The sequence below is a fragment of the Bradyrhizobium sp. WSM471 genome, assembly GCF_000244915.1.
GTDB lineage: Bacteria > Pseudomonadota > Alphaproteobacteria > Rhizobiales > Xanthobacteraceae > Bradyrhizobium.
The window spans coordinates 6155208-6176349 of sequence record NZ_CM001442.1 but is presented as its reverse complement, the minus strand read 5'-3'; the positions used below and the strand labels follow the sequence as shown (position 1 = coordinate 6176349).

18 protein-coding genes and 1 pseudogene are annotated in these 21142 nt (G+C 64.5%); 9 read left to right on the top strand and 10 right to left on the bottom strand.

All coding sequences use genetic code 11. The features are described from left to right. Nucleotides 1-9: 9 nt before the first annotated feature. Together BRA471DRAFT_RS28100 and BRA471DRAFT_RS28095 are read right to left on the bottom strand one after the other, a co-directional pair. Nucleotides 10-1284 (bottom strand): multidrug effflux MFS transporter, encoded by a 1275-nt coding sequence (locus BRA471DRAFT_RS28100; protein ID WP_007613517.1) that lies wholly within the window; start codon nucleotides 1282-1284, stop codon nucleotides 10-12. A gap of 320 nt (nucleotides 1285-1604) precedes the next feature. Further along, nucleotides 1605-3434, bottom strand: coding sequence for an aminopeptidase P family protein (locus BRA471DRAFT_RS28095; protein WP_007613515.1), 1830 nt, complete (start codon nucleotides 3432-3434; stop codon nucleotides 1605-1607). A gap of 188 nt (nucleotides 3435-3622) precedes the next feature. Here BRA471DRAFT_RS28095 and BRA471DRAFT_RS28090 point away from each other — a divergent pair, with 188 nt between their 5' ends. Next, entirely contained in the window at nucleotides 3623-3802 is a 180-nt protein-coding gene (locus BRA471DRAFT_RS28090) for a hypothetical protein (protein WP_007613513.1), read from the top strand. A 24-nt stretch (nucleotides 3803-3826) separates the two neighbouring features. Here BRA471DRAFT_RS28090 and BRA471DRAFT_RS28085 read toward each other — a convergent pair whose 3' ends face one another. Then, a complete protein-coding gene (locus tag BRA471DRAFT_RS28085; protein WP_007613512.1) occupies nucleotides 3827-4714 on the bottom strand; it encodes a 50S ribosomal protein L11 methyltransferase in 888 nt (295 codons plus the stop codon). Between the two features lie 163 nt (nucleotides 4715-4877). Here BRA471DRAFT_RS28085 and BRA471DRAFT_RS28080 point away from each other — a divergent pair, with 163 nt between their 5' ends. Next, nucleotides 4878-5033 (top strand): Flp family type IVb pilin, encoded by a 156-nt coding sequence (locus BRA471DRAFT_RS28080; protein WP_085349137.1) that lies wholly within the window; start codon nucleotides 4878-4880, stop codon nucleotides 5031-5033. Nucleotides 5034-5306: 273 nt separating this feature from the next. Here BRA471DRAFT_RS28080 and BRA471DRAFT_RS28075 read toward each other — a convergent pair whose 3' ends face one another. Next, nucleotides 5307-6917, bottom strand: a complete 1611-nt coding sequence (locus BRA471DRAFT_RS28075) for an NAD(P)/FAD-dependent oxidoreductase (protein ID WP_007613508.1) — start codon at nucleotides 6915-6917, stop codon at nucleotides 5307-5309. A 206-nt stretch (nucleotides 6918-7123) separates the two neighbouring features. Here BRA471DRAFT_RS28075 and BRA471DRAFT_RS28070 point away from each other — a divergent pair, with 206 nt between their 5' ends. Further along, nucleotides 7124-9403 carry a fused MFS/spermidine synthase gene (locus tag BRA471DRAFT_RS28070; protein ID WP_007613506.1) on the top strand — a complete coding sequence of 760 codons (2280 nt, stop codon included), beginning with the start codon at nucleotides 7124-7126 and terminating at the stop codon, nucleotides 9401-9403. A gap of 221 nt (nucleotides 9404-9624) precedes the next feature. Here the strand turns inward: BRA471DRAFT_RS28070 and BRA471DRAFT_RS40450 are convergent. Further along, nucleotides 9625-9773 (bottom strand): annotated as a pseudogene (locus BRA471DRAFT_RS40450) (glycerophosphodiester phosphodiesterase); the annotation flags it as partial. Between the two features lie 173 nt (nucleotides 9774-9946). Here BRA471DRAFT_RS40450 and BRA471DRAFT_RS28065 point away from each other — a divergent pair. Genes BRA471DRAFT_RS28065 through BRA471DRAFT_RS28055 form a run of 3 tightly spaced genes read left to right on the top strand, consistent with a single transcriptional unit; the run spans nucleotide 9947 to nucleotide 13322 of the window. Beyond that, on the top strand, nucleotides 9947-10906 hold the full coding sequence (locus tag BRA471DRAFT_RS28065; RefSeq protein ID WP_231170980.1) for an acyl-CoA desaturase: 960 nt from the start codon (nucleotides 9947-9949) through the stop codon (nucleotides 10904-10906). 45 nt (nucleotides 10907-10951) lie between these two features. Beyond that, the gene (locus BRA471DRAFT_RS28060) at nucleotides 10952-12334 is read left to right on the top strand and encodes an MBOAT family protein (protein ID WP_007613504.1); all 1383 of its coding nucleotides are present in this window, start codon (nucleotides 10952-10954) and stop codon (nucleotides 12332-12334) included. A gap of 25 nt (nucleotides 12335-12359) precedes the next feature. Next, on the top strand, nucleotides 12360-13322 hold the full coding sequence (locus tag BRA471DRAFT_RS28055) for a hypothetical protein (RefSeq protein WP_231170979.1): 963 nt from the start codon (nucleotides 12360-12362) through the stop codon (nucleotides 13320-13322). 6 nt (nucleotides 13323-13328) lie between these two features. Here the strand turns inward: BRA471DRAFT_RS28055 and BRA471DRAFT_RS28050 are convergent, their stop codons facing one another. The 3 genes from BRA471DRAFT_RS28050 to BRA471DRAFT_RS28040 form a co-directional block, all read right to left on the bottom strand. Then, entirely contained in the window at nucleotides 13329-15029 is a 1701-nt protein-coding gene (locus BRA471DRAFT_RS28050) for a fatty acyl-AMP ligase (protein ID WP_007613502.1), read from the bottom strand. Between the two features lie 24 nt (nucleotides 15030-15053). Beyond that, entirely contained in the window at nucleotides 15054-15437 is a 384-nt protein-coding gene (locus BRA471DRAFT_RS28045; RefSeq protein WP_231170978.1) for an acyl carrier protein, read from the bottom strand. Nucleotides 15438-15531: 94 nt separating this feature from the next. Next, nucleotides 15532-16302 carry a L,D-transpeptidase gene (locus BRA471DRAFT_RS28040; protein ID WP_035975192.1) on the bottom strand — a complete coding sequence of 257 codons (771 nt, stop codon included), beginning with the start codon at nucleotides 16300-16302 and terminating at the stop codon, nucleotides 15532-15534. Nucleotides 16303-16608: 306 nt separating this feature from the next. Here BRA471DRAFT_RS28040 and BRA471DRAFT_RS28035 point away from each other — a divergent pair, with 306 nt between their 5' ends. Continuing rightward, the gene (locus BRA471DRAFT_RS28035) at nucleotides 16609-16932 is read left to right on the top strand and encodes a hypothetical protein (RefSeq protein WP_007613499.1); all 324 of its coding nucleotides are present in this window, start codon (nucleotides 16609-16611) and stop codon (nucleotides 16930-16932) included. Nucleotides 16933-17039: 107 nt separating this feature from the next. Here BRA471DRAFT_RS28035 and BRA471DRAFT_RS28030 read toward each other — a convergent pair whose 3' ends face one another. Together BRA471DRAFT_RS28030 and BRA471DRAFT_RS28025 are read right to left on the bottom strand one after the other, a co-directional pair. Next, nucleotides 17040-17801, bottom strand: coding sequence for an ABC transporter permease (locus BRA471DRAFT_RS28030; protein WP_007613498.1), 762 nt, complete (start codon nucleotides 17799-17801; stop codon nucleotides 17040-17042). Further along, nucleotides 17798-18721 (bottom strand): ABC transporter ATP-binding protein, encoded by a 924-nt coding sequence (locus tag BRA471DRAFT_RS28025; protein WP_007613497.1) that lies wholly within the window; start codon nucleotides 18719-18721, stop codon nucleotides 17798-17800. Before BRA471DRAFT_RS28025 ends, BRA471DRAFT_RS28030 begins: the two co-directional genes overlap by 4 nt. A gap of 278 nt (nucleotides 18722-18999) precedes the next feature. Here BRA471DRAFT_RS28025 and BRA471DRAFT_RS28020 point away from each other — a divergent pair, with 278 nt between their 5' ends. Next, the gene (locus BRA471DRAFT_RS28020) at nucleotides 19000-19713 is read left to right on the top strand and encodes a hypothetical protein (RefSeq protein ID WP_007613494.1); all 714 of its coding nucleotides are present in this window, start codon (nucleotides 19000-19002) and stop codon (nucleotides 19711-19713) included. A 417-nt stretch (nucleotides 19714-20130) separates the two neighbouring features. Continuing rightward, complete coding sequence (locus tag BRA471DRAFT_RS28015) at nucleotides 20131-21120, top strand: putative zinc-binding metallopeptidase (RefSeq protein WP_007613493.1); 990 nt, start codon at nucleotides 20131-20133, stop codon at nucleotides 21118-21120. The last annotated feature ends 22 nt before the right edge of the window (nucleotides 21121-21142 follow it).

The following is a 21142-nucleotide window of genomic DNA, read 5'->3' as shown; positions in this document are numbered from 1 at the left end:
CTTAAACCCTCACATCATCCCGCTCTCTTCCTCTTCCGCCTGCCCGATCAGCGTCTCGCTGACCATGATCTCGCGGCGGGGGACGACGAAGATCATCGTGCAGGCGCAGAGCAGGGAGATCGCCAGCACCGCGGCGGTGAGCGGCAGCGTGGTCGCGGAATGGCCGCCGAGATAGGCGCCGAATTGCGACATCAGCGCGCCGATACCCTGCTGCAGGAAGCCCATCGCACCTGATGCGGTGCCGGCGGCCTCGGGACGGATGCTGATCGCGCCGGCGGCCGAGTTCGCCATCACGAAAGCATTGCCGACCATCACGATCATCTGCGTGCCGAACAACCAGGCGGGTGCCTCGTTCCAGCCAGTGAAACTCCACAGCAGGTTCAACAGGCTGCCGCAAAGCTGCAGCGCGAGGCCGAACCAGATCAACTTCTCCAACGAGTGCCTGGGCGCGAAGCGCACGCAGAGCAGATTGCCGACGAGATAGGCAAAACCCGTCGTCGCGAACCACGCGCCGTATTCGGCGCTGGTCCTGCCCATCTGCGTCACCACGATATAGGGGCCGCCGCCTGCGAAGGTGAAGATGATCTGCGAGGCCAGCACCTGGCACATCACGTAGCCGACGAAGGCGCGGTTGCGGATCAGGATGCCGACATCGCCGCGAAAGCCGCTGCCGGCGGCGCGGTCTCGCCGCGTCTCGGGCAGCGCGAATGCGATGCCGACGGCGACGATGATCGCGGCGACGGTGATGGCGTAGAAGATCGCGCGCCAGCCGAATGCGGTTTCGATCAGGCCGCCGGTGAGCGGGGAGACCATCTGCCCGATCATCAGCGCCGCGACGACGAGGCTGATCATCGAGGCGACGCGATCGCGCTCGTAGATGTCGCGGATGATGGCGCGGCTCACCACCATGCCGGCGGCGCCGCCCAGCGCCTGGAAAAAGCGTGCGGCGATCAGCTGCGGCAGGGTTTCCGCGAAGATGCAGGCGACGCTGGCGACCACCATCAGCGCCAGTCCTCCGAGCAGCACCGGGCGCCGCCCGAAACGGTCCGACAGCGGACCCATGATGAGTTGCGACAGCGCGATGCCGACCATGTACAGCGACACCGTCATCTGCGCGACCGAGATGTCGCTGCCAAATGTCGTCGCCAGCACCGGCAGCGCCGGAACCAGCATGTAAAGCGAGATCGGCGCGATCCCGGTCATGACGACGAGCAGCAGCAACACCAGGCGCGAGGTCGCGAGGTTCTTCGCCGTTTCCGGCGGCTTGCTGATCATGCCGTGCATGCGTGTCCGTCTCGTGGAAATTCGAATCGGACTGTAGCGCGCTCGCGCAAGACGGATATCGGCGTTTCGGAATGCGGCTATACGGATTCCGGGAGGGTAACAATGACAGCGCGATGACGATGAATTGGGCGCGCTGCTCGCGTCAAAAACTCGGTGTCATTCCCCGCGAAGGCGGGGAATCCAGTATTCCAGAGGCAGTCGTGATTGAATCGAGAGGCCGCGGCGTACTGGATGCCCCGCTTTCGCGGAGCATGACAGCTGTGGTGGAGAAGCAGCCTTGCACAAAGCGCGTGGTGCCATGCGGCTTCGCGACGACGCGCTTACGCCTTCAGCTCCGCCGTGGCCTGGTCCAGCCAGGCCTTCGTCGTCGCGTCCAGCGCCGGCCGCACCTCGGCCCTGACGCGCGCATGGTAGGCATTGAGCCAGTCGAGCTCGTCCTTGCCCAGCATGGCCACATCGATCAGCCGGCGGTCGATCGGTGCCAGGGTCAGGGTCTCGAACGCGTTCATCGATTTTTCCGCGCCCTTGATGTCGGCCGCGACCACCAGTTCGAGGTTCTCGATGCGGATGCCGAAACCGTCGGTCTTGTAGTAGCCGGGCTCGTTGGACAGGATCATGCCGCGCTTCAGCGGCGTGGTGCCGAGCTTCGATATCCGCGCCGGTCCTTCGTGCACCGAGAGATAGCTGCCGACGCCGTGGCCGGTGCCATGCTCGAAATCGACGCCGGCGGCCCAGAGATATTGCCGTGCCAGCGTGTCGAGCTGCGCGCCGGTGGCGCCGTCGGGAAAGATCGCGCGGGCGATTGCGATGTGGCCGCGCAGCACACGCGTGAAGCGGTCGCGCATCTCGTCGGTCGGCTCGCCCACGGCCATGGTGCGGGTGACGTCGGTGGTGCCGTCTTCATATTGTGCACCTGAATCGATCAGCAGCAGATCGCCAGGCACGATCCGCCGGTTGCTCTTGCGGGTGACGCGGTAGTGCACGATGGCGCCATTCGGGCCGGTGCCCGATATGGTCGGGAACGACACGTCCTTCAGCGCGCCGGTGTCGCGGCGGAACGTCTCCAGCGCCTCGACCGCGTCGATCTCGGTGAGCTTCCCGCTTGCCGCCTCGCGGTCGATGAAGGCAAGGAAGCGCGCCAGCGCCACGGCATCGCGCCGATGCGCCGTTTGCGTGCCCTTGATCTCGGTCGGGTTCTTGACCGCTTTGAGCAGCGCGATCGGATCGCTGCCGCGCACCGGCTTGCCGCCGGCGCCCGTGATCAGCCGGCTAAGCGCGTCGGCCGCGGTCGCATTGTCGAGCGCAATCGATCCACCGCTCTTGGCGAGCGCCATCAGCGTCGGCGCCATCGCATCGGGCTCGCGCACGTCGGCGGACTGCTCGAGATGGTCGCGGGTCAGATTGGAGAGCTTGCGGTGATCGATGAAGATGGTGGGACGGCCGTCCTTCGGCACCAGCGCATAGGACAGCGGCAGCGGCGTATGCGCGACGTCGGCGCCGCGGATGTTGAAGGTCCAGGCCACGGCATGGCTGTCGGACAGCACCAACGCATCGACGCCGAGCTTGCCGATCTCGCTCCTGATCTGCGTCAGCTTCTCGGCTTCAGTCACGCCGGCATGTTGCATCCCGTGCACCGTGACCGGCGCAATCGGCGGCTGTGGCCGGTCCTGCCAGATCGCATCGACCGGATTGCTGTCGACGGCGACCAGCTCGGCACCGGCCTTGGTGCAGGCGGCGGACAAACGCTCGGCTGCCGCAAAAGTGTGCAGCCACGGATCAAATCCTAGGCGGTCGCCGGCCTTCAGGTGTGCCGACATCCAGCTTTCCGGCGGGGGATCGATCAGAGACTCCACGGCCCAGGCCCTTGAATCGACCTGCTTGGCCGCCTGGATCGTGTAGCGGCCATCGACGAAGACCGCGGCCTCGTGCGTCAGCACCACCGCCAGTCCCGCCGAGCCCGTAAAACCGGTCAGCCAGGCCAGACGCTCTTCCGACGGCGGCACATACTCATTCTGCTGCTGATCGGCGCGTGGAATCACGAAACCGGTCAGCTTGCGGCGGGCGAGTTCTTCACGGAGCGCGGCCAGCCGGGCCGTCAATGCGACGCCGGCCTCGGGCTCCTCGAATGTCTGGAAGTGCGCTTCGAACATGGTGGATCACTTTAGGATCATGCGGATCAGTCCGCAATGTAGACGCATTTGAGGTCGCATCTGGCATGGACTGTGCTTGAACAAGTTCCATTCGAATTGAGTGGAGTACAGGATGCGGCAGTTGCGCTTCGTCCGGATAACAGGGAAATTCGAGCAAGTTGTTCATCTCAACGACGAGGGGACACTCGATGCCAGCGTTCACGTTTGAGAAGATTACGCCGCCGGTGCGCCGCGCTCCGACTGCGGCGACACCGAAGAAACCGCGCGGCCTCATCAACCAGATGATCGAGCGTTTCGCCGAACGCCGCGCGAGGCGCGCCTCGCAGGCCGAGCGCACGATGCGCCGGGACGAGAAGGCGTCAAAGTAGCGGCATCTACGGCAGCACCCGTACTCACCCCATCTTCCGCAGCAACAGGCTGCTCCACCCCTCGATCCGCAAGTGCTTCAGAGGCACGAGGCCGCGTGCGCGGTAGGCGGCGATCACGGCGGGGACCTGGGGCGTCAACAGGCCGGATAGGATGACGCGCCCGCCAGGGGCGAGGTGGCGCGTCATCGGGCCCGCCAATTGCCGTAACGGATTGGCAAGGATGTTGGCCAGCACCAGGTCGAACGGACCGCATCTGCCGAAATCAGCCGCAGCGAAGCCGGTGGCGCGGATCACGCGCACATGGTGACCGACCTCGTTCAACAAGGCGTTCTCGGCTGCCACCTTGACCGAGGCCGGGTCGATGTCGGAGGCCAGCACCGCGCGATGCAGCGCCTTCGCCGCCGCTATCCCCAGCACGCCGGTCCCGGTGCCGAGGTCGAGCACGCGGCCGGGCCGGGTGCTTTTCAGGACATGGTCAAGCAGAAGTAAACAGCCGCGTGTGGTGCCGTGATGGCCAGTGCCGAAGGCGAGAGCCGCCTCGATCTCGATGGCGAGCTTGTTTGGCGCCACGCGGTCGCGGTCATGGCTGCCATGGACGACGAAGCGCCCGGCCGGCACCGGGACGAGATCTTCCAGGCTCGACTTGACCCAGTCCCTGGCTTCGACGGTGTCGAAGGCGAGCGTGTCCGCGATCTCATTTCCTGCTGAGGTTGCAACGAGTTCGCGCAGCCACGCCCGGTCCGGCGCGTTCGCGAAATGCAGCGCGACGTCCCATTGTCCGTTCGGCTGCTCGAAGGCGGCGATCGCCGCATCGTCCTCGAAGAACATTTCGGTGAGGACGTCGACAATGCGCCTGGCGGCGATCTCGCTGCCCATCGAAAAACTGGCGCGATGTGTGGGGGAAGGCTGCATTCTCAGGGTTCCGTCCGGTTCAATTTTTGGAACTTTTGTTCCCAATTTTTCCCATAACTTGCGTTCCGGAGGTTAACCCGACCGCAGGTTGTAGGACGTAGATTTGCGGGTGTTGGACAACCCACACAGCTCTAAATGGAATAGGAGGCGAGACTTGAAGCGCATGATTTTGAAGTTCTGGACCGACGATTCAGGTGCAACCGCAATCGAATACGGCCTGATCGCAGCCGGTATCGCGCTGGCGATCATCACCGTGGTGAACGGCCTGGGCACCACGATGAACGAGAAGTTCACTTCGATTAGCAGCTCCTTGAAGTAATTTCCGCCTTCCATTTCCCGGCGGGGCCAATTCTCCATACGACTGCTTCCGAGCCGCGCCCGTCGGGGGATTCCCCTGACGGGCGAAGTCGTTTTTGGGATTGGCTTGCACAGAATGCCCACAGGCTATCCGGCGGTTTTTCCGGACTTTGTCCACGGATTATCCCGCCGTTCATCCCCGGATTTTCCACCAACTTGTACCAGGCTTGGACGGGCGCAACCCACCCCTCTTCCACAGCTCTGCCAACAGTCTGTCCACAGCCCATCCACAGGCTTATCCACGGCTACCGAACAACGACCGGTGATCCCTCAGGATCGTCTGCGCGGCGTTGTGGCCGGGCGCGCCGGTGACGCCGCCGCCGGGATGGGCGCCGGAGCCGCAATGATAGAGGCCCTTCACGGGCCCGCGATAATCGGCGTGGCCCAGCATCGGCCGCGCCGAAAACAGCTGGTTCAGCGTCAGCGCGCCGTGGAAGATGTCACCGCCGAGCAGGCCGAACTGCCGTTCGAGATCGAGCGGTGACAGGATCTGGCGGCCGAGCACGCTTGTCGCAAAACCCGGCGCGTATTTGTCCACCGTCGCGATCATGAGGTTGGCGACCTCGTCGCGATGGTCGTCCCACGACTTTCCATCAGGAAGCTCCGGCGCGACGTGCTGGCAGAACAGGCTCGCGACATGTTGTCCTGCGGGCGCGAGCGTGTCGTCGAGCGTCGAGGGGATCAGCATTTCCACCACGGGCTCCCGGCTCCAGCCGTATGCCCGGGCATCGAGAAAGGCGCGGTCCATGTAGCCGAGGTCAGGGGCCAGGATGATGCCCGAGGTGAGATGATCGCCGTCGCCCGGCAGCGCCGTGAAGGAGGGCAGGCGGTCCAGCGCGACGTTCATGCGAAAGGTGCCGGAGCCGTTCTTCCAGTGCCGGATGCGGGCGAGGAAGTCGGCCGGCAGCGCATCGGCGGCGACCAGCCGCGTGTAGAGCAGCTTCGGATTGACGTTGGCCGCGACATATTTCGCGCGGATGGTCGTGCCGTTCTCCAGCGCCACACCGACCGCGCGGTCGCGCTCGACGATGACCTCGCGCACGCCCGCATCGGTGTCGATCACGACGCCGCGGTCGCGTGCGGCGCGCGCCATGGCTTGCGTGATCGCGCCCATGCCGCCGATGGCGTGACCCCAGACGCCCTTCTTGCCGTTCACCTCGCCGAAGGCGTGATGCAGCATCACATAGGCCGAGCCCGCGGCGTAAGGGCTGGCATAATTGCCGACGATGGCATCGAAGCCGAACAGCGCCTTGACCAGATCATGCTCGAAACGTTCGTCCAGCATCTCGCCGGCTGAGCGCGTGAAGAGATCGAGCAGGCTGCGGCTCTGCTCCAGCGACAGCCCACGCAGGATGTTGGCGCTCTGGAATGCGTTCACGGCTTCGCGGATCGAGGCCGTGCCGAAACCATCGAGCAGGTTTGGCGGCGCGCGCAGCACGAATTGCCGGAGCACGTCGGCGATATCTTCCAGGTCGCGCGAAAACCCGTCGAGCGCATTTGCGTCATGCGCGCTCAGCCGCGCGACGGACGCCTGCGTCCGCCCCTCGCCGGTAAGGAGATAGCTGCCGTCCGCCGCGGGCAGAAAATTCTGCGCGCGCCGTTCAACGATGCGCAGGCCCTGTTCGGCCAGCTGCAAGTCACGGATCACCTGCGGATTGAGCAGGCTCACGGTGTAGGCCGCGACCGAATTGCGGAAGCCGGGATGAAATTCCTCCGTGACCGCGGCCCCGCCGACCACCTTGCGGCGCTCGACCACGCGCACGCGCAAGCCGGCCATCGCAAGATAGGCCGCGCAGGTGAGGCCGTTATGGCCAGCGCCGATGATGACGACGTCGGTTTCGCTCATGATTCCCTGGTGTCATTCCGGGGCGATGCGCAGCATCGAACCCGGAATCTCTAGGTTCCGGGTTCGCCTCTTCGAGGCGCCCCGGAATGACATCTGTATATCAAGCATTTCCCTCTGCAACATCACGAGACCCTTTATTGCCCGTTCAGGCGCCTTGTGCTCCATTGCGCGCGCCCGGCGCCCGCCGGGATTATGCCGGAGCTTCCATGGATTCGATCGTGCAACCCGCCGCCACGGAGCAGCCGTCCTCGTCGCGTAACCGGCTGCTGCTGACGGTCTACACCGCCGCGATCTTCGTCAGCGCGCTGTTGCTGTTCTCGGTGCAGCCGCTGTTCACGAAGATGGTCCTGCCGCGGCTCGGCGGCTCGCCGGCGGTGTGGTCGGTGGCGATGGTGTTCTTCCAATCGCTGCTGCTGGCGGGCTACGCCTATGCGCATGTGTTGATGCAGGTGAGGAACCGCATCGTTCCGGTGGTGGTGCATCTCCTGCTGCTGATCGCAGCCTTCGCCACGCTGCCGCTCGGCATCGCCTCGGCCTATGGCGAGCCGCCCGGCTCGGGCTACGCGGTCTGGCTGCTCGGCCTGTTCGTGATCTCGATCGGGCTGCCGTTCTTCGCGCTCGCCGCCAACAATCCGTTGCTGCAGGCCTGGTTCGTCCGCACCGGGCATCCTGCCGGACATGATCCCTATTTCCTCTATGCGTCCTCCAACATCGGCAGCTTCCTCGCCCTGCTGTCCTATCCGTTCCTGCTGGAGCCGATGTTCACGCTGCACACGCAGAACCGGCTCTGGACCGGCGGTTACGGCATTCTGATCCTCCTGATCGCCGCATGCGGCGTGCTGCTGTTGCGCTCGCCGAAACTGGCCATGGTCGACGCGCGAACCGAGGATTTGAATGCGCCGGCGCCCGGTTTCATGACACGGCTGCGCTGGATATTCCTCGCCGGAGTGCCGTCGGGCCTGCTCATCGCCGTCACCGCGCACATCTCGACCGACGTTGCGGCCGCGCCGCTGCTGTGGGTGCTGCCGCTGTCGCTGTACCTCTTGACCTGGGTGGTGGTGTTCCAGTCGCGGCCGCTGCTGCCGCACAAATGGATGCTGATGCTCCAGCCGGTCGCGATCGCGGGCGTCGTCTTCCTGCTGGCGTTCGGCGGCGAGCAGAACCTGCTGCTGACGCTCGGCGGGCATCAATTGTGCTTCTTCGTCATCGCGATGGCCTGCCACGGCGAATTGGCGCGGACCCGGCCGGCCGCGAAATATCTCACCGGATTCTATGTCGCGTTGTCGTTCGGCGGCATGGTCGGCGGCCTGTTCGCAGGGCTCGTTGCGCCGTTCACATTCTCCTGGATCGCCGAATACCCGATCCTGGTCGCGCTTGCCGCGCTGTGCCGGCCGCCCGCGAACGAGCGGTTGGCGGGCATCGTCAAATGGTACTGGCTGGCGCTTGCCGTGCTCGCCGTCGTCCTCGTTGCTCCGTCCATCACGACGGGCGGGCTGTCGACCTGGTTCGAGGATCACCGGGTCTGGATGGCCGGCGGTGTCGGCGTGCTCGCCGCGCTGCTGGCGCTGGCGGTCAACGCCGGCCGCTGGAAGATATTCGCCACCGTCGCGTTGGCGCTGGCGTTGATCCGGGTTTATCCGGCGGACGAAGGCCGCGTCACCACGGTGCGCAGCTTCTTCGGCGTGCACAAGATCGTGGTGACGCCCGGCGGCTATTTCCATGTGCTGATGCACGGCACTACGATCCACGGCGCCGAGCGCTTCCTCAACAATGACGGCACGCCGGTCACCGGCCGGCCCGAGCCGATCACCTACTATCACAGGGACGGCGGCATCGGTCAGGCCGTCACCGCGATCCGCGAGCGCAAGGGCGCGCCGCTGAAGGTCGCCGCGATCGGCGTCGGATCGGGCACGCTCGCCTGCGCCGCCGAGCCAAACGAGAGCTGGACATTCTTCGAGATCGACCAGTCCATGGTCGACGCGGCAAGCGATCCGAAGAATTTCCGCTACATCTCGAGCTGCATGCCGGGCCTGAAGCCGGTGATCGGCGATGCCCGCCTCACCTTCGCGAAGGAGCCGGACGGCGCCTATGATCTCATCATCGTCGACGCCTATTCGTCGGATGCGATCCCGATCCATCTTGCGACCGAAGAGGCGATGAAGATCTACAAGGACAAGCTCGCTCCGCACGGCGCCGTGGTGATGCACGTCTCCAACCGCCACCTCGATCTCGAGACCGTCGTGGTCGGCATCGCCGATGCCAACGATCTCAAGAGCTGGGTCTACAACGAGGATTCGGGGCGCGATGGCGACTACATCTTCTCGACCGACGTCGTCATCTCCGCCCGCGAGGATGCCGACGTCGGCAGGCTCGCATCGTCGAAAGCATGGGAGCAGACCGAAGCCGACGACAGGGTGCGGGTCTGGACCGACGACTACTCCAACATTTTGGGCGCGCTGTACCGGCGCTTGCGGGACGGGGAGTAGGGACGACATGGCAACACTCTCGTGCCCCGGACGCAGCGCAGCGCTTCTTTAGCGATGCGCTGCAGAGCCGGGGCCCATCGCAGCTTCTGGGTCCCGGCTCTGCGGAGCAGCGTTGCACGCTGCACCGCGTCCGGGACACGAGACTTGCCTCACGGCTCCACCGGTGTCCCCGAGGGCAACGCAATTGCCTTCTCACCCGCGACCTGTCGCAGCAGGTCGGGCGCGTTGGCGAACGCGGGAAGCGTGTTTTCCGGCAGCAGTCCCCGCCCGCCGCGGTGAGCCTCCGAATCGAATGCCAAATCAGCCCCCATGGCCGGTCCCGAAATGAGAAGTGACAGCACGTCAAGATCGTCGCAGCACGTGACGGCATGGCGGCTCGTGGGGCAAGGGGAAAGGGGCGATATTTCAACGCGTTTTGGCGCGTCCGGCCGATTGTATAGGCTTTCGTGGCTGTTGAAACCTTGGGCGGTGGCTTCGGCGGTGGCTTGGGTTGTAGCCGTCGCGGGGGTATGTACTCATAGTCGGTGCCCTGGAATCCCGCCCGTGCAGCAGCAACGCGATCATCGAATTATCCGTAGCCGGCATTTTCGCCGGATGCAGCGCCGGCATTTCATCATCTTCGACGTCTTGCCCTTCCTCGGCACGCTGCTGGCACTGGTGCTTCTGTTCTACCGCCCGATCGGCGCGGTGGAACTGGGCTTGTTCGTCGGCTTCTGGCTGGTCACCGGCCTCGGCCTCACCGTCGGCTATCACCGGCTCTTCACCCACCGCGCCTTCGCGACCTCCACGGCGATGAGTGCGATCCTGGTCGTGATGGGATCGATGGCCGGCCGCGGCCCCATGCTGTCCTGGGCGGCAATGCACCGCCGGCACCACGAATTGTCCGATCACGACGGCGATCTGCATTCGCCGCGGCTGCATGGCGACGGCGCGTTCGGCCGCCTGCGCGGTTTCCTGCACGCGCATTTGACCTGGATGATCGAACACGATTATCCCAACGTTGCGCACTATGTCCCGGACCTGATAGCGGATCGCAGGCTGGTTGCCGTCAACAGCTACTATTACACTTGGGTCGGTCTCGGCCTGGTGCTGCCGGCCGCGATCGGCGGCCTCGCCACGATGAGCCTGTGGGGCGTGCTGACCGGCTTGCTCTGGGGCGGCGTGGTGCGCATGTTCGTGGTCGAGCAGACCATGTCCGCCATCAACTCCGTGATGCATAGCTTTGGCGCGCAGCCCTTCGTCACCCGCGACGACAACAGCCGCAATCTCGGCGTGATGGCCTGGCTTGCCTGGGGCGAGGGCTGGCACAACAACCACCATGCCTTTCCCTACTCCGCGGCCTTCGGCCTGCGCTGGTTCGAGTTCGATCCGGGCTTCATCTTCATCAGGGCGCTGGAGGCGCTGGGACTGGCCTGGGACGTCAAGGTGCCGAGCGAAGAGAAGATTGCGCGACGCATGCTGCGGCAGCCGGGTGACGCTGCGCCCGACCTCGAAACGGGCTGAGCATCATCCGCCGGCTCACCCCGGCGATGGCGCGGCTATGAACCGATGCTGTTCAACGACTATCCCTTTCTCCTGGTCTTCCTGCCCGCGGCGCTGCTGATCTATCGCCTGGCCGATCCCTATCCGCGGTTGCGCATCGGCGTGCAGGTCGCGCTGTCGCTCTCCTTCTATGCCTGGGGCAGCCCGTCCTTCATCATGCTCCTGGTCGGCTCGATCGCGATCAACTGGCTCGCTTCGGTCGCCTATGGGCGCGTGAAGTGGCCGGCGGTGCTGACGCTGGTGATCGGGCTCGATCTCGCGGTGCTGGCGCTGTTCAAGTACGCCAACTTCCTTCTCGCTAATCTGGGTCTCGTGCTCGGTACGACGCTGCCGGTGCTCGACGTCGGGCTGCCGCTCGGCATCTCCTTCTTCACCTTCCACCACATCATGTATCTGGTCGACCTGAAGCGCGGCAGGGCGCCGCTCTATGCGCTCGACCGCTACGCGCTCTACATCGTCTTCTTCCCGCAGGCGATCGCGGGCCCGCTGGCGCGCTGGTCGGAGGTGATGCATCAGTTCGGCAGGCAGGTCTACGTTCCGGGCTGGCAGCGCCAGTTTTGCGTCGCGACCTGTTTCATCGCGATCGGCCTGTTTGAAAAAATCGTGATCGCCGACGGCCTCGCGCATCTGCTCGATCCCATCTACGCGCAGGCAGCGAACGGGCCGCTCGCGAGCGGTGACGCCTGGCTCGCCTTCTGCTTCTCCTTCCAGATCCTGTTCGATTTCTCCGGCTATTCCGACATCGCAATCGGCCTCGGCCTCTTGTTCGGCGTACAGCTGCCATACAATTTCAATGCGCCGTTGCGCTCGACCAATATCCAGGATTTCTGGCAGCGCTGGCACATCACCCTGATGCTGTTCCTGCGCGACTACGTGTTTTATCCGCTGGTCAACCTGCGTCTTTTGCCGCGGCGCTGGCTGCCCGTGCAGTTTTTCGCCGCCATGATGATTACGATGGCGCTGTGCGGCCTCTGGCACGGCGCGAGCTGGACCTTCGTGTTGTGGGGCGTGCTGCACGGGCTTGCGCTGGTCGCCTGCACGCTGTGGCGTCGCTATGGCCCGGAGTTCCCGTCATGGCTCGGCTGGGCGCTCACCGTGCTGTTCGTGCTCGCGACCGGCGTGATTTTTCGCGTGGGATCGGTGGAGGCGGCATGGCATGTCTTCGCCGGGCTGATTTCGCCGCTGCCGCTCGAGCGCGGAAAGCATTTGTGGCCGCTGATTGCAGCGCCGCTGTTCGCCTTCCTGCTGCCGGCGAGCCAGGACATCGTGGCGGTGCTCACGCGCCGTCCCAATCCGTGGCTCGCGGCTCTGCTCGGTCTTGGGCTATTCGCATTGCTGCTCCATATGGGTGGTCGGAATCTGCATGACTTCGTCTACTTCAAGTTCTGAGACCGACCCCGGCTGGGGCCGGAGCTTGCTCGCGTGTCTGGGCACGCTGATCGGGGCTGCGCTGCTGGTGCTCGCACTCGTGGTGGTGGTCGATCCCTATGACAGCGGCAAGCTCGGCCTGCTCGGTATCGACGGCGTCGACAATCGTCTCACCCAGATCACGGCCGCGAGCCGCGCCAGGAATCCGGATTTCAATGCCGCCATCCTGGGCAACTCGACGGCGCAGATGATCGAGCCGATGGAATTGTCGCGCGCAACCGGCCTGCGATTCGTGCAGCTCTACATGACCGGTGCGTTTCCCCGCCAGGAACTCGCGGTGCTGGACTTTTTCCTGCGGAATCACCGGGAGGTCGGCGCACTGGTGATCGTGACTGACCCCGGCTGGTGCGCGCATGCCCGGGTGAAGGAGGAGGGCGGCGTCCCATTCCCCGGCTGGCTCTATGACAGAAGCGTCGTCACCTACGCTGCACGGCTGATCTCCTGGCAGGCGATCGAGCACGCTTTTCAGCGGATCAGCATCGGGCTTGGCCGGCGACCGCGGATGAATCCCAACGGCTTTGTCAGCTATGAGGACATCTGGCCGCCGGGTCAATTCAAGGAAGTCGGCTGGCCCAGGGATCCGGCGGCGTCCTCGTCTGCCGGGATGCGGGCGACATTTCCCGAGATCGCTGCGCTGGCCGATATCGTCAGGACATTGCCGGCCGATGTGCCCGTCGTCATCATCGTGCCGCCGACCTTCGCAACCACTGTGCCGAAGCCCGGCACGGAAGCCGCCCTCGAGCGCAGCGCCTGCGACGCCGCGCTGAAAAAAGTGGTCGCGGGCCGACCGCGCAGCAATTTCATCAGCTACCGCGTTGACAACGATCTCACGCGCGACCGCGCCAATTTTGCCGACTTCATCCACTATCGTCCAATCCTCGCGCGCAAGATCGAGCAGGGGATCGCTGCGAGCCTGCGCGATGGGGAAAGCGCGAAGATCGATTTCTGAGCCGGCTCAGCCGAACTGCTCAAAACCGCCATCGAGCCAGAGCTTGCGTGCCAGCTTGCGCTGGATCTTGCCGCTGGTGGTCTTCGGCAGCGTGCCGGGCCGGATCAGCGCGATGTGGCGCGCGGAGAGTTCGTGGTTGTCGGCGATGGCCTCGCGAATCAGGCCCCTGATCGCTTCAGTGTCGATCGAGTGGCGCGCGGTGCGCTCGACTTCCTGAATGATGACGAGTGTTTCTTCGCCGGTCTCGTCCGGCACCGAGAACGCCGCGCCGCAATTTTCGCGCAAAGCTCCGTCGAGCGATTGCACCGTGCGCTCGACGTCCTGCGGATAATGGTTGATGCCGCGGATGATGATGAGGTCCTTGATCCGTCCCGTGACGTACAATTCGCCGGTGGCGTCGACGAAGCCGAGGTCGCCGGTGCGCAGCCACGCTCCATTTTCGCCGGAAATCCGCGCATTGAGCCCCTCGCGCGTCACCTCGTCGTTGCGCCAATAGGCACGGGCAATATTGGCCCCACTCACCCATATCTCGCCGACGCGGTCCGCGGGCAGGCGTGTGTGGCTCTCTGCGTCCACGATGGCGATCCGCTCGCCGGTGAGTGCGCGGCCGCAGCCGACGGCGACCTGCGTATCTTCGGCGTCGGCAGGCGCCTCCGCCGTATGCGCCTGAAGCGCCGTGCGGCTCACGCTGCGGGTGACATGACCGCCGCCGCGGCTTCCGCCGGAAATCAGGAGCGTCGCTTCCGCCATGCCGTAGGCGGGGTACATCGCGCGCGGATCGAAGCCGTGCGGCGCGAATGTCCGGACGAACCGATCGATGGTCTCCGCATGCACCGGCTCTGCGCCGTTCAGCGCGATCCCCAGCGAGGACAGGTCGATGCCCTCCATCTGGTCGGCGCGATAGCGGCTGACGCAGAGGTCGAAGCCGAAATTCGGGCTGCACGCCACTTCGGCGCGATAATGCGAGATCGCGCGCAGCCAGCCGAGCGGCCGCTGCATGAACGCATTCGGTGCCATCAGCACGCAGGTCGCGCCGACATAGAGCGCCTGCAGTGCGTTCAGGATCAGCCCCATGTCGTGATAGAGCGGCACCCAATTGACGTAAGTCGATTGCCGGGTGTTGCCGAGCGCGAGCCGGATCATCTCGAGATTAGCGAGCAGATTGGCGTGGCTCACCATCACGCCTTTGGGCTCGGAGGTAGAGCCGGAGGTGTATTGCAGGAAGGCGATATCGTCCGGCGCCGGCTCCGGCAGTTCGATTGTCTCACCGTCGGCCGCGGCGAGATCGACCTCGATCCAGCGAATGTCCGCTTGCTCGAAGCGTGCCCGCAGATCACCACGGAGCAAGACGGCCGAATTGGTCAGCGCCACCGCCGGCGTGCAATTGGCGAGTATCGCGGCGCTGGCATCGCGCGCGCTGTTTCGCCGCGGCATCATCATCGGCACGGCGATGATGCCGGCCATCAGACAGCCGAAGAACGCCACCATGAACTCGATGCCGGGCGGAAACACCAGGATGGCGCGGTCGCCGGGACGCGCGGTCGCGGTCAGTCGTGACGCGAGCGCGCCCGCGGCATCGTGCAGCTGTCGAAAGGTGAGGGCAGCTTCCTCCGTCCCGCGATCGGAGACGAAGACATAGGCGCAGTCGTCGGCCTGGTCCGCCGCACGCCGGGCCAGCACTGCCACGAGCGAGCGGAAGGTTTCCATGGGTTGCGTCGGCTTCAGCCGCCCTCAGGCGGCGGGGCGGATTGCGCGCTTGTCGGCGAGAAATCGCGACAGCGCCTCAACGGTCGGATGGTCGTAGAAGTCGTCTGTCGATAGTTCGAGGTCGAGCTTCTCCTCGAGTTCCATCATCAGGTAGACCAGCATCGCCGAATCGAGGCCGAGGCGGCTGAACTTCGTGCCGAGGTCGACGCGGTCCCTCGAAATTCGCAGGATATTTGCCAGGGCGTTAACGCAGAAATCCGAAATCTGCTCGCGTGTCATGTCATGTCCCAGAAACAATGGGAACGACAATACGGGCGACCCTCCGGTTGTCAATTTTGCCGGGTCGCCGCTGCGTTGAAGGTTGTGGACTGTTGCTTCCTTGCGTCGGCCGGTGCCCGATCCGCGCACCGGCTGGCGCTATTCCTGCGGTCGACTGCGGCAAGCGCCGGTCGCGGCGGCGGCTTTCTGATTCGCTGGCGCGGCAACGCCGCGTTCAGATAGGTCAATTCTGGTAGTAATAGCCACGCGGTTGGTAAACCTGCCGGGGCTGCGGCTGATAATAGGTACCGTAGCCCTGATTGTAATATTGCTGCGGCTGCTGCTGATAGACCTGTGCGTCATAGAGCGGACGGCTGCCGCGCGGGGCGGGGTAGCGCGCGACGGTGTCGCTGCCGTCGGCCGGATAGATGTAGTTGTCATCCTGCGGCATGTAGCGGCGGGCAGGTGCGGCCTGAGGCGTCAGGTTCACGGGATCGCCTGATGTGGCGTACTGCTCTTCGGCGGGCTGCGGCGCGCGGGCCACGGCCGTGGGGTTGCGGCCACGCGGATTGCGCGCGAGCGCCACCTGCGCCGAACCGGTCAGCGTTACCGTGGTGTTGAGCACGCCCTGCTGCTGCACCAGCGCGTAGAGCGTCGTGGCATTCTGGCGCGACAGCCGCACGCAGCCATGCGAGGCGGGCGTGCCGAGCCGGCCGACCGAGTCGGTGCCGTGGATGGCGTGCCCGACTTTGGTGAAGAAGATCGCGTGCGGCATCGGCGCGTCGTCGAATTCCTTGGAATAGTGATCCTCTTCCATGCGGAAGGTGCGGAACGCGCCGTTCGGCGTCTCCCGCGAGGGGATGCCTGTCGACACCGGCCAGTGGTAGCGCGCGACGCCGTCGACGGCGACGGTCATCTGCTGATTGTCCTTGTCGACCGTGATCTCGACCTTGGCCTGCGCGGTGCCCGCGCTCAAAAGCATCAGGGAGGTGAAAGCAATAAAAAACGAACGCATCTGACTCGTGGCCTCCGGCCTGTTCACACTAGGCGCCGCGGCTCTCCGTCCCCCGGCGTGCATTATGCCTGCAATCCGGCTTTCGTTCCAGCGGCCTGCCCACCCATCGTTAACGGGACGCCCGGCGTAAGCAAGGCCGCTTTGTGCCGCAACGCCAGCGGCGGTGCTGACATTTTCGCGAGCCGGAGATGCGTTCACAACGCCGACAATTCGTCACAATGGCGCAACCATTTGGCTGCATCGGGGTTAGGAGTGACCTGCCTCGACCGGCGGCTTCCGCGGCCGGTTTTACCTTTGGGAATGAAGATGAACAAAGTTTGCGTCGCCGCCGCTTCACGGCCGGCTGGTCTGCCTTTCCGTCTGCTCTTCGCTGGTGCCGCCATTCTGGCCGCGCTGTCCTGCGTCCCACAGCCTGGTCATGCCCAAGGCATCGTTCGGGGCGCCCAGGAAGGTTCTTATGAAGGCAACCGGATCGCCGGCCCCGTCGGCGGCGTGGTGGGTGGTGCGGTCGGCGCCGGTGTCGGCGGTGCCGTCGGCGCGGTCGAGGGGGTGTTCGGCATTCCCCATCGCGGACACCGTCGCTGCCGCGGCTATTACGACGGATACAACCGCTTCCACTGCTATCGGTGATGTCGTCGTAGCCCGGATGGAGCGAAGCGCAATTCGGGGCCTCTATCGTCTGAAAGCCGCGCCTGTCCCGGATTACGCTTACGCTCCATCCGGGCTGCGCCTCTCGGTCAGTTCTTCAACCGATACCCCGTGCGGAAAATCCACCAGATCACCACCAGACAGATCACCAGGAACGCCGTCGTCATGCCGATGCTGACGGCCATGCTGACGTCCGCGATCTCGTAGAAACTCCAGCGGAAGCCGGAGATCAGATAGACGACCGGATTGAGCAGCGCCACCGTGCGCCAGGCGGGCGGCAGCATGTCGATGGAATAGAAGCTGCCGCCGAGGAAGGTCAGTGGCGTCACCACCAGCATCGGGATCATCTGCAGCTTTTCGAACCCGTCGGCCCAGATGCCGATGATGAAGCCGAACAGGCTGAACGTCACCGCCGTCAGCACCAGGAAGGCCAGCATCCAGACCGGATGATGGATGTGCAGCGGCACGAACAGGCCGGCCGTGGCGAGGATGATCAGGCCGAGGACGATCGATTTGGTCGCCGCCGCGCCGACATAGCCGAGCACGATCTCGAAATAGGAGATCGGCGCCGACAGGATCTCGTAGATCGTGCCGGTGAATTTCGGGAAGTAGATGCCGAACGAGGCGTTGGCGATGCTCTGCGTCAGCACCGAGAGCATGATCAGGCCCGGCACGATGAAGGTGCCGTAGCTGACGCCCTCGACCTGGCTGATGCGCGAGCCGATGGCCGCGCCGAACACCACGAAATACAGCGAGGTCGAGACCACCGGCGACACGATGCTTTGCAGCAGCGTTCGCCAGGTGCGCGCCATTTCGAACAGATAGATGGCGCGGACAGCCCGGTAGTTCATGACGCCCTCACGAGATCGACGAAGATGTCCTCGAGCGACGATTGCGTCGTGTCGAGATCGTTGAAGCGGATGCCGGCGGTGCGGAGGTCGCCGAGCAGGCTGGTGATGCCGGTGCGCTCGCCCTTGGTGTCGTAGTCGTAGACCAGCGTGGCGCCGCCGTCGCAGAGGTCGAGCTCGTAATGCCCGAGGCTCTCCGGCAGGGCATCGAGCTTGCCTTGCAGATGCAGCGTCAGCCGCTTCTTGCCGAGCTTCTGCATCAAGGTGGCCTTGTCCTCGACCAGCACGATCTCGCCCTTGTTGATGACGCCGATGCGGTCGGCCATCTCCTCGGCTTCCTCGATGTAATGCGTGGTCAGGATGATGGTGACGCCGGATTGCTGGAGCGTGCGCACCACCTCCCACATGCCCTTGCGCAGCTCGACGTCGACGCCGGCGGTCGGCTCGTCCAGGAACAGGATCTGCGGCTCGTGCGACAGCGCTTTCGCGATCATCACGCGACGCTTCATGCCGCCGGAGAGTGTGATGATCTTGCTGTCCTTCTTGTCCCACAGCGAGAGGTCCTTCAGCACCTTCTCGATATGATCGGGGTTCTTCGGCTTGCCGAACAGCCCGCGGGAGAAGCTCACGGTCGCCCACACGCTCTCGAAGGCATCGGTGTGCAATTCCTGCGGCACCAGACCGATCAGCGAGCGCGCCTTGCGATAGGAGGTCTGGATGTTCTCGCCGCCGACGAGGACCATGCCTTCGCTCGGATTGGCGATGCCGCAGATGATCGAGATCAGCGTGGTCTTGCCGGCGCCGTTGGGGCCGAGCAACGCGAAGATTTCGCCGCGCTTGATGTCGAGATTGACGTTCTTGAGCGCCTTGAAGCCGGACCCATAGGTCTTCGACAAATTGGCGACGGAAATGATGGAGGACATGATGGCCGCAAGTCTGAGGGGCTAAGGCTGGGGAGGGAGGCTGGAACCTGCCGGGAGGGGCGGGTCAGCGGAGCCCTGAGATAGGAAGGCCCTTGCGCGGCTGCAATTAGCCGGAGAAAAATGGCCCCAAAACAGGCCCTTCCGTGGCAGGTTTCGGGTAAGTGTTGCGCGATGGTCACGGCTTGCTGCTAAGATCGTCGTTCACGCGGCTCTTTGTTGCGTCTGCGAGCGGGCCAGGGCTACGATTCCGGCGAAGCATATTCCCAGGGAAAAGATCGATGAGTCTTAACGGCCGTCATACCGCCGGCGTGAGCCAGTTGTCCGCCTTCCGCGCGTGGGCGATGGGCCTGCTCCTGCTGTCAGCTGTTGCCATCAGCCCGACCACCGCCAAGGCGGCGCCGAGCCAGGCTGCGGTCGCGACCACGCATGTCTACCTGCTCCGCGGCGTGCTCAACATCTTCTCGCTCGGGCTCGACACGATCGGCGCCCGCCTTCAGGCGCAGGGCATCCCGGTAACCGTCGCGAATTTCGTGTCGTGGTCGTCGCTCGCCGATGAGGCCGCGACCGCCTATAAGGCCGGCCGGCTCAAGACCATCGTGCTGGTCGGACACTCCTCCGGCGCGACCGCACTGCCGGACATGATCGCCAAGCTCAACCAGCTCGGCGTGCCCGTGAAGCTCGCGGTGGGCCTCGACTCCGTGTTCAAGACCAAACTCTCTACCGGCGCCGAACGCTACATCAACATCTATATCGGTGATGGTCCCGGCGAGCCGGTGCGGGCCGCGGCCGGCCTGCGCGGCAAGCTCGACAATGTCGACGTCCGGGGATCCGGCGTCGGCCACATCTCGATCGACAAGAACGAGGCGATACAGCGCCGCGTGATTGCCGAGATCGACGCCGCAATCATGCGCTCGCGCGCACCTGCTCCAGTTGCTGAACCCGGTGCGCCCAGGCCGGCGCGGTCGGCGGCGGCAACGGCTCCCCGGAATTAAGCCCTTCGCGGCAAGCCGCTGAATTGACAATGCCGCCGTCACCCCGACGGCGGCATTGTCGTATCTGCACAAGCCAGACGTCTGCACAGGACAAGGCTTGAGCACCTGCCGGTCGAAGGAAGGGAACTCGGCACCCGATCTGGTGTTGTCACACCATGACAAGGAAACGAAACGTCGGCCCCATGGCGGTTCAGCCCGAGCGGGCATGGGCCGGTCGCCCTGTTTCCGAAAATGTCCTTGAGAAAAAGCCGCAGCCTCAATCGCGCCAGTTGAGCGCGACGCGTGCCGGCCTGTTGAGACAGCACGCGCTCCGAACGCAGCGGGCGTTGCTGGCCGGCAACCGCGACGGTCGCAAGAGTTAAAAGTTCGATTGACAGGCCGGTGTTCCGGTGTGCCGTCTGTCTGGGGCCAGTCCACGTGAAATTTTTTCAGTGCCCGTCATGCCGCCATCCTGTCTCGTTCGAGCACGTCGCGTGCGCGAATTGCAGCACCGAGCTGGCGTTCGATTCCTCGCGCATCGAGATGGCGAAACTTGCATCTCATCAAGCTTGCCGTAACCGCGAGATCATCGGCTGCAACTGGTGTGTCGAGGGCGCGGACTGGTATTGCGGCTCATGCCGCCTCACCCGCACCACGCCAAATCTCGGCAGCACCAGAAACGTCATGCTCTGGCGCCGCATGGAGGAAGCCAAGCGCCGTCTTCTCTATGATCTCAGTCGCCTCAGGCTTCCGCTCGCATCGCGCAGCGGCGCAGCATTGGCGTTCGACATTCTCTCGGACGAGGCCAGTCCGATCCTGACGGGGCATCTCTCGGGCCTGATCACGCTCAGTCTTGCGGAGGCCGACGATGTCGAGCGAGAATCTCGCCGCGTGGCATTCCGGGAGCCGTACCGCACGCTGCTTGGGCATTTCCGGCACGAGATCGGTCACTTCTATTGGGACCTGCTCGTTGACGGCACGACATTCCAGGCCCCGTTCAAGCTGATCTTCGGTGACCAGGCGCAGGACTATCAGGCTGCGATCAACTCCTATTACAGCCGCGCCGATCGTTCATACGACCGAAGCGGCTTCATCAGCGAGTACGCCACGTCCCATCCCTGGGAGGATTGGGCGGAAACGTTCGCGCATTTCCTGCATATCGTGTCGACGCTCGACTCGCTGGCAGGTTTGCCGTTGTCGCTCGACGAGCGCGCCCGCCAGACCTTGACGGATCCCTATCTCGAGAGCGACTTCGAGGCACTCCTGGCCCTGTGGATGCCGCTTGCCCGCAGCATCAACGAACTCAACCGCTCGCTTGGGATGAGCGACGCATATCCCTTCGACATATCGCCGGCGGTCAAGGGCAAGCTGCATCTCGTCCACATGGCGATCAGTGCATTCCGCGATCAGCAGAGCCTGGCGGCGTAAATTTCGCGGAGGACAGCCCCCG

Excerpts from the sequence above, each read along its gene's own strand:
- BRA471DRAFT_RS28100 (WP_007613517.1), bottom strand. The coding sequence starts at position 1,284 with ATGCACGGCATGATCAGCAAGCCGCCGGAAACGGCGAAGAACCTCGCG.
- BRA471DRAFT_RS28095 (WP_007613515.1), bottom strand. The coding sequence starts at position 3,434 with ATGTTCGAAGCGCACTTCCAGACATTCGAGGAGCCCGAGGCCGGCGTC.
- BRA471DRAFT_RS28090 (WP_007613513.1), top strand. The coding sequence starts at position 3,623 with ATGCCAGCGTTCACGTTTGAGAAGATTACGCCGCCGGTGCGCCGCGCT.
- BRA471DRAFT_RS28085 (WP_007613512.1), bottom strand. The coding sequence starts at position 4,714 with ATGCAGCCTTCCCCCACACATCGCGCCAGTTTTTCGATGGGCAGCGAG.
- BRA471DRAFT_RS28080 (WP_085349137.1), top strand. The coding sequence starts at position 4,878 with ATGATTTTGAAGTTCTGGACCGACGATTCAGGTGCAACCGCAATCGAA.
- BRA471DRAFT_RS28075 (WP_007613508.1), bottom strand. The coding sequence starts at position 6,917 with ATGAGCGAAACCGACGTCGTCATCATCGGCGCTGGCCATAACGGCCTC.
- BRA471DRAFT_RS28070 (WP_007613506.1), top strand. The coding sequence starts at position 7,124 with ATGGATTCGATCGTGCAACCCGCCGCCACGGAGCAGCCGTCCTCGTCG.
- BRA471DRAFT_RS28060 (WP_007613504.1), top strand. The coding sequence starts at position 10,952 with ATGCTGTTCAACGACTATCCCTTTCTCCTGGTCTTCCTGCCCGCGGCG.
- BRA471DRAFT_RS28050 (WP_007613502.1), bottom strand. The coding sequence starts at position 15,029 with ATGGAAACCTTCCGCTCGCTCGTGGCAGTGCTGGCCCGGCGTGCGGCG.
- BRA471DRAFT_RS28040 (WP_035975192.1), bottom strand. The coding sequence starts at position 16,302 with ATGCGTTCGTTTTTTATTGCTTTCACCTCCCTGATGCTTTTGAGCGCG.
- BRA471DRAFT_RS28035 (WP_007613499.1), top strand. The coding sequence starts at position 16,609 with ATGAACAAAGTTTGCGTCGCCGCCGCTTCACGGCCGGCTGGTCTGCCT.
- BRA471DRAFT_RS28030 (WP_007613498.1), bottom strand. The coding sequence starts at position 17,801 with ATGAACTACCGGGCTGTCCGCGCCATCTATCTGTTCGAAATGGCGCGC.
- BRA471DRAFT_RS28025 (WP_007613497.1), bottom strand. The coding sequence starts at position 18,721 with ATGTCCTCCATCATTTCCGTCGCCAATTTGTCGAAGACCTATGGGTCC.
- BRA471DRAFT_RS28020 (WP_007613494.1), top strand. The coding sequence starts at position 19,000 with ATGAGTCTTAACGGCCGTCATACCGCCGGCGTGAGCCAGTTGTCCGCC.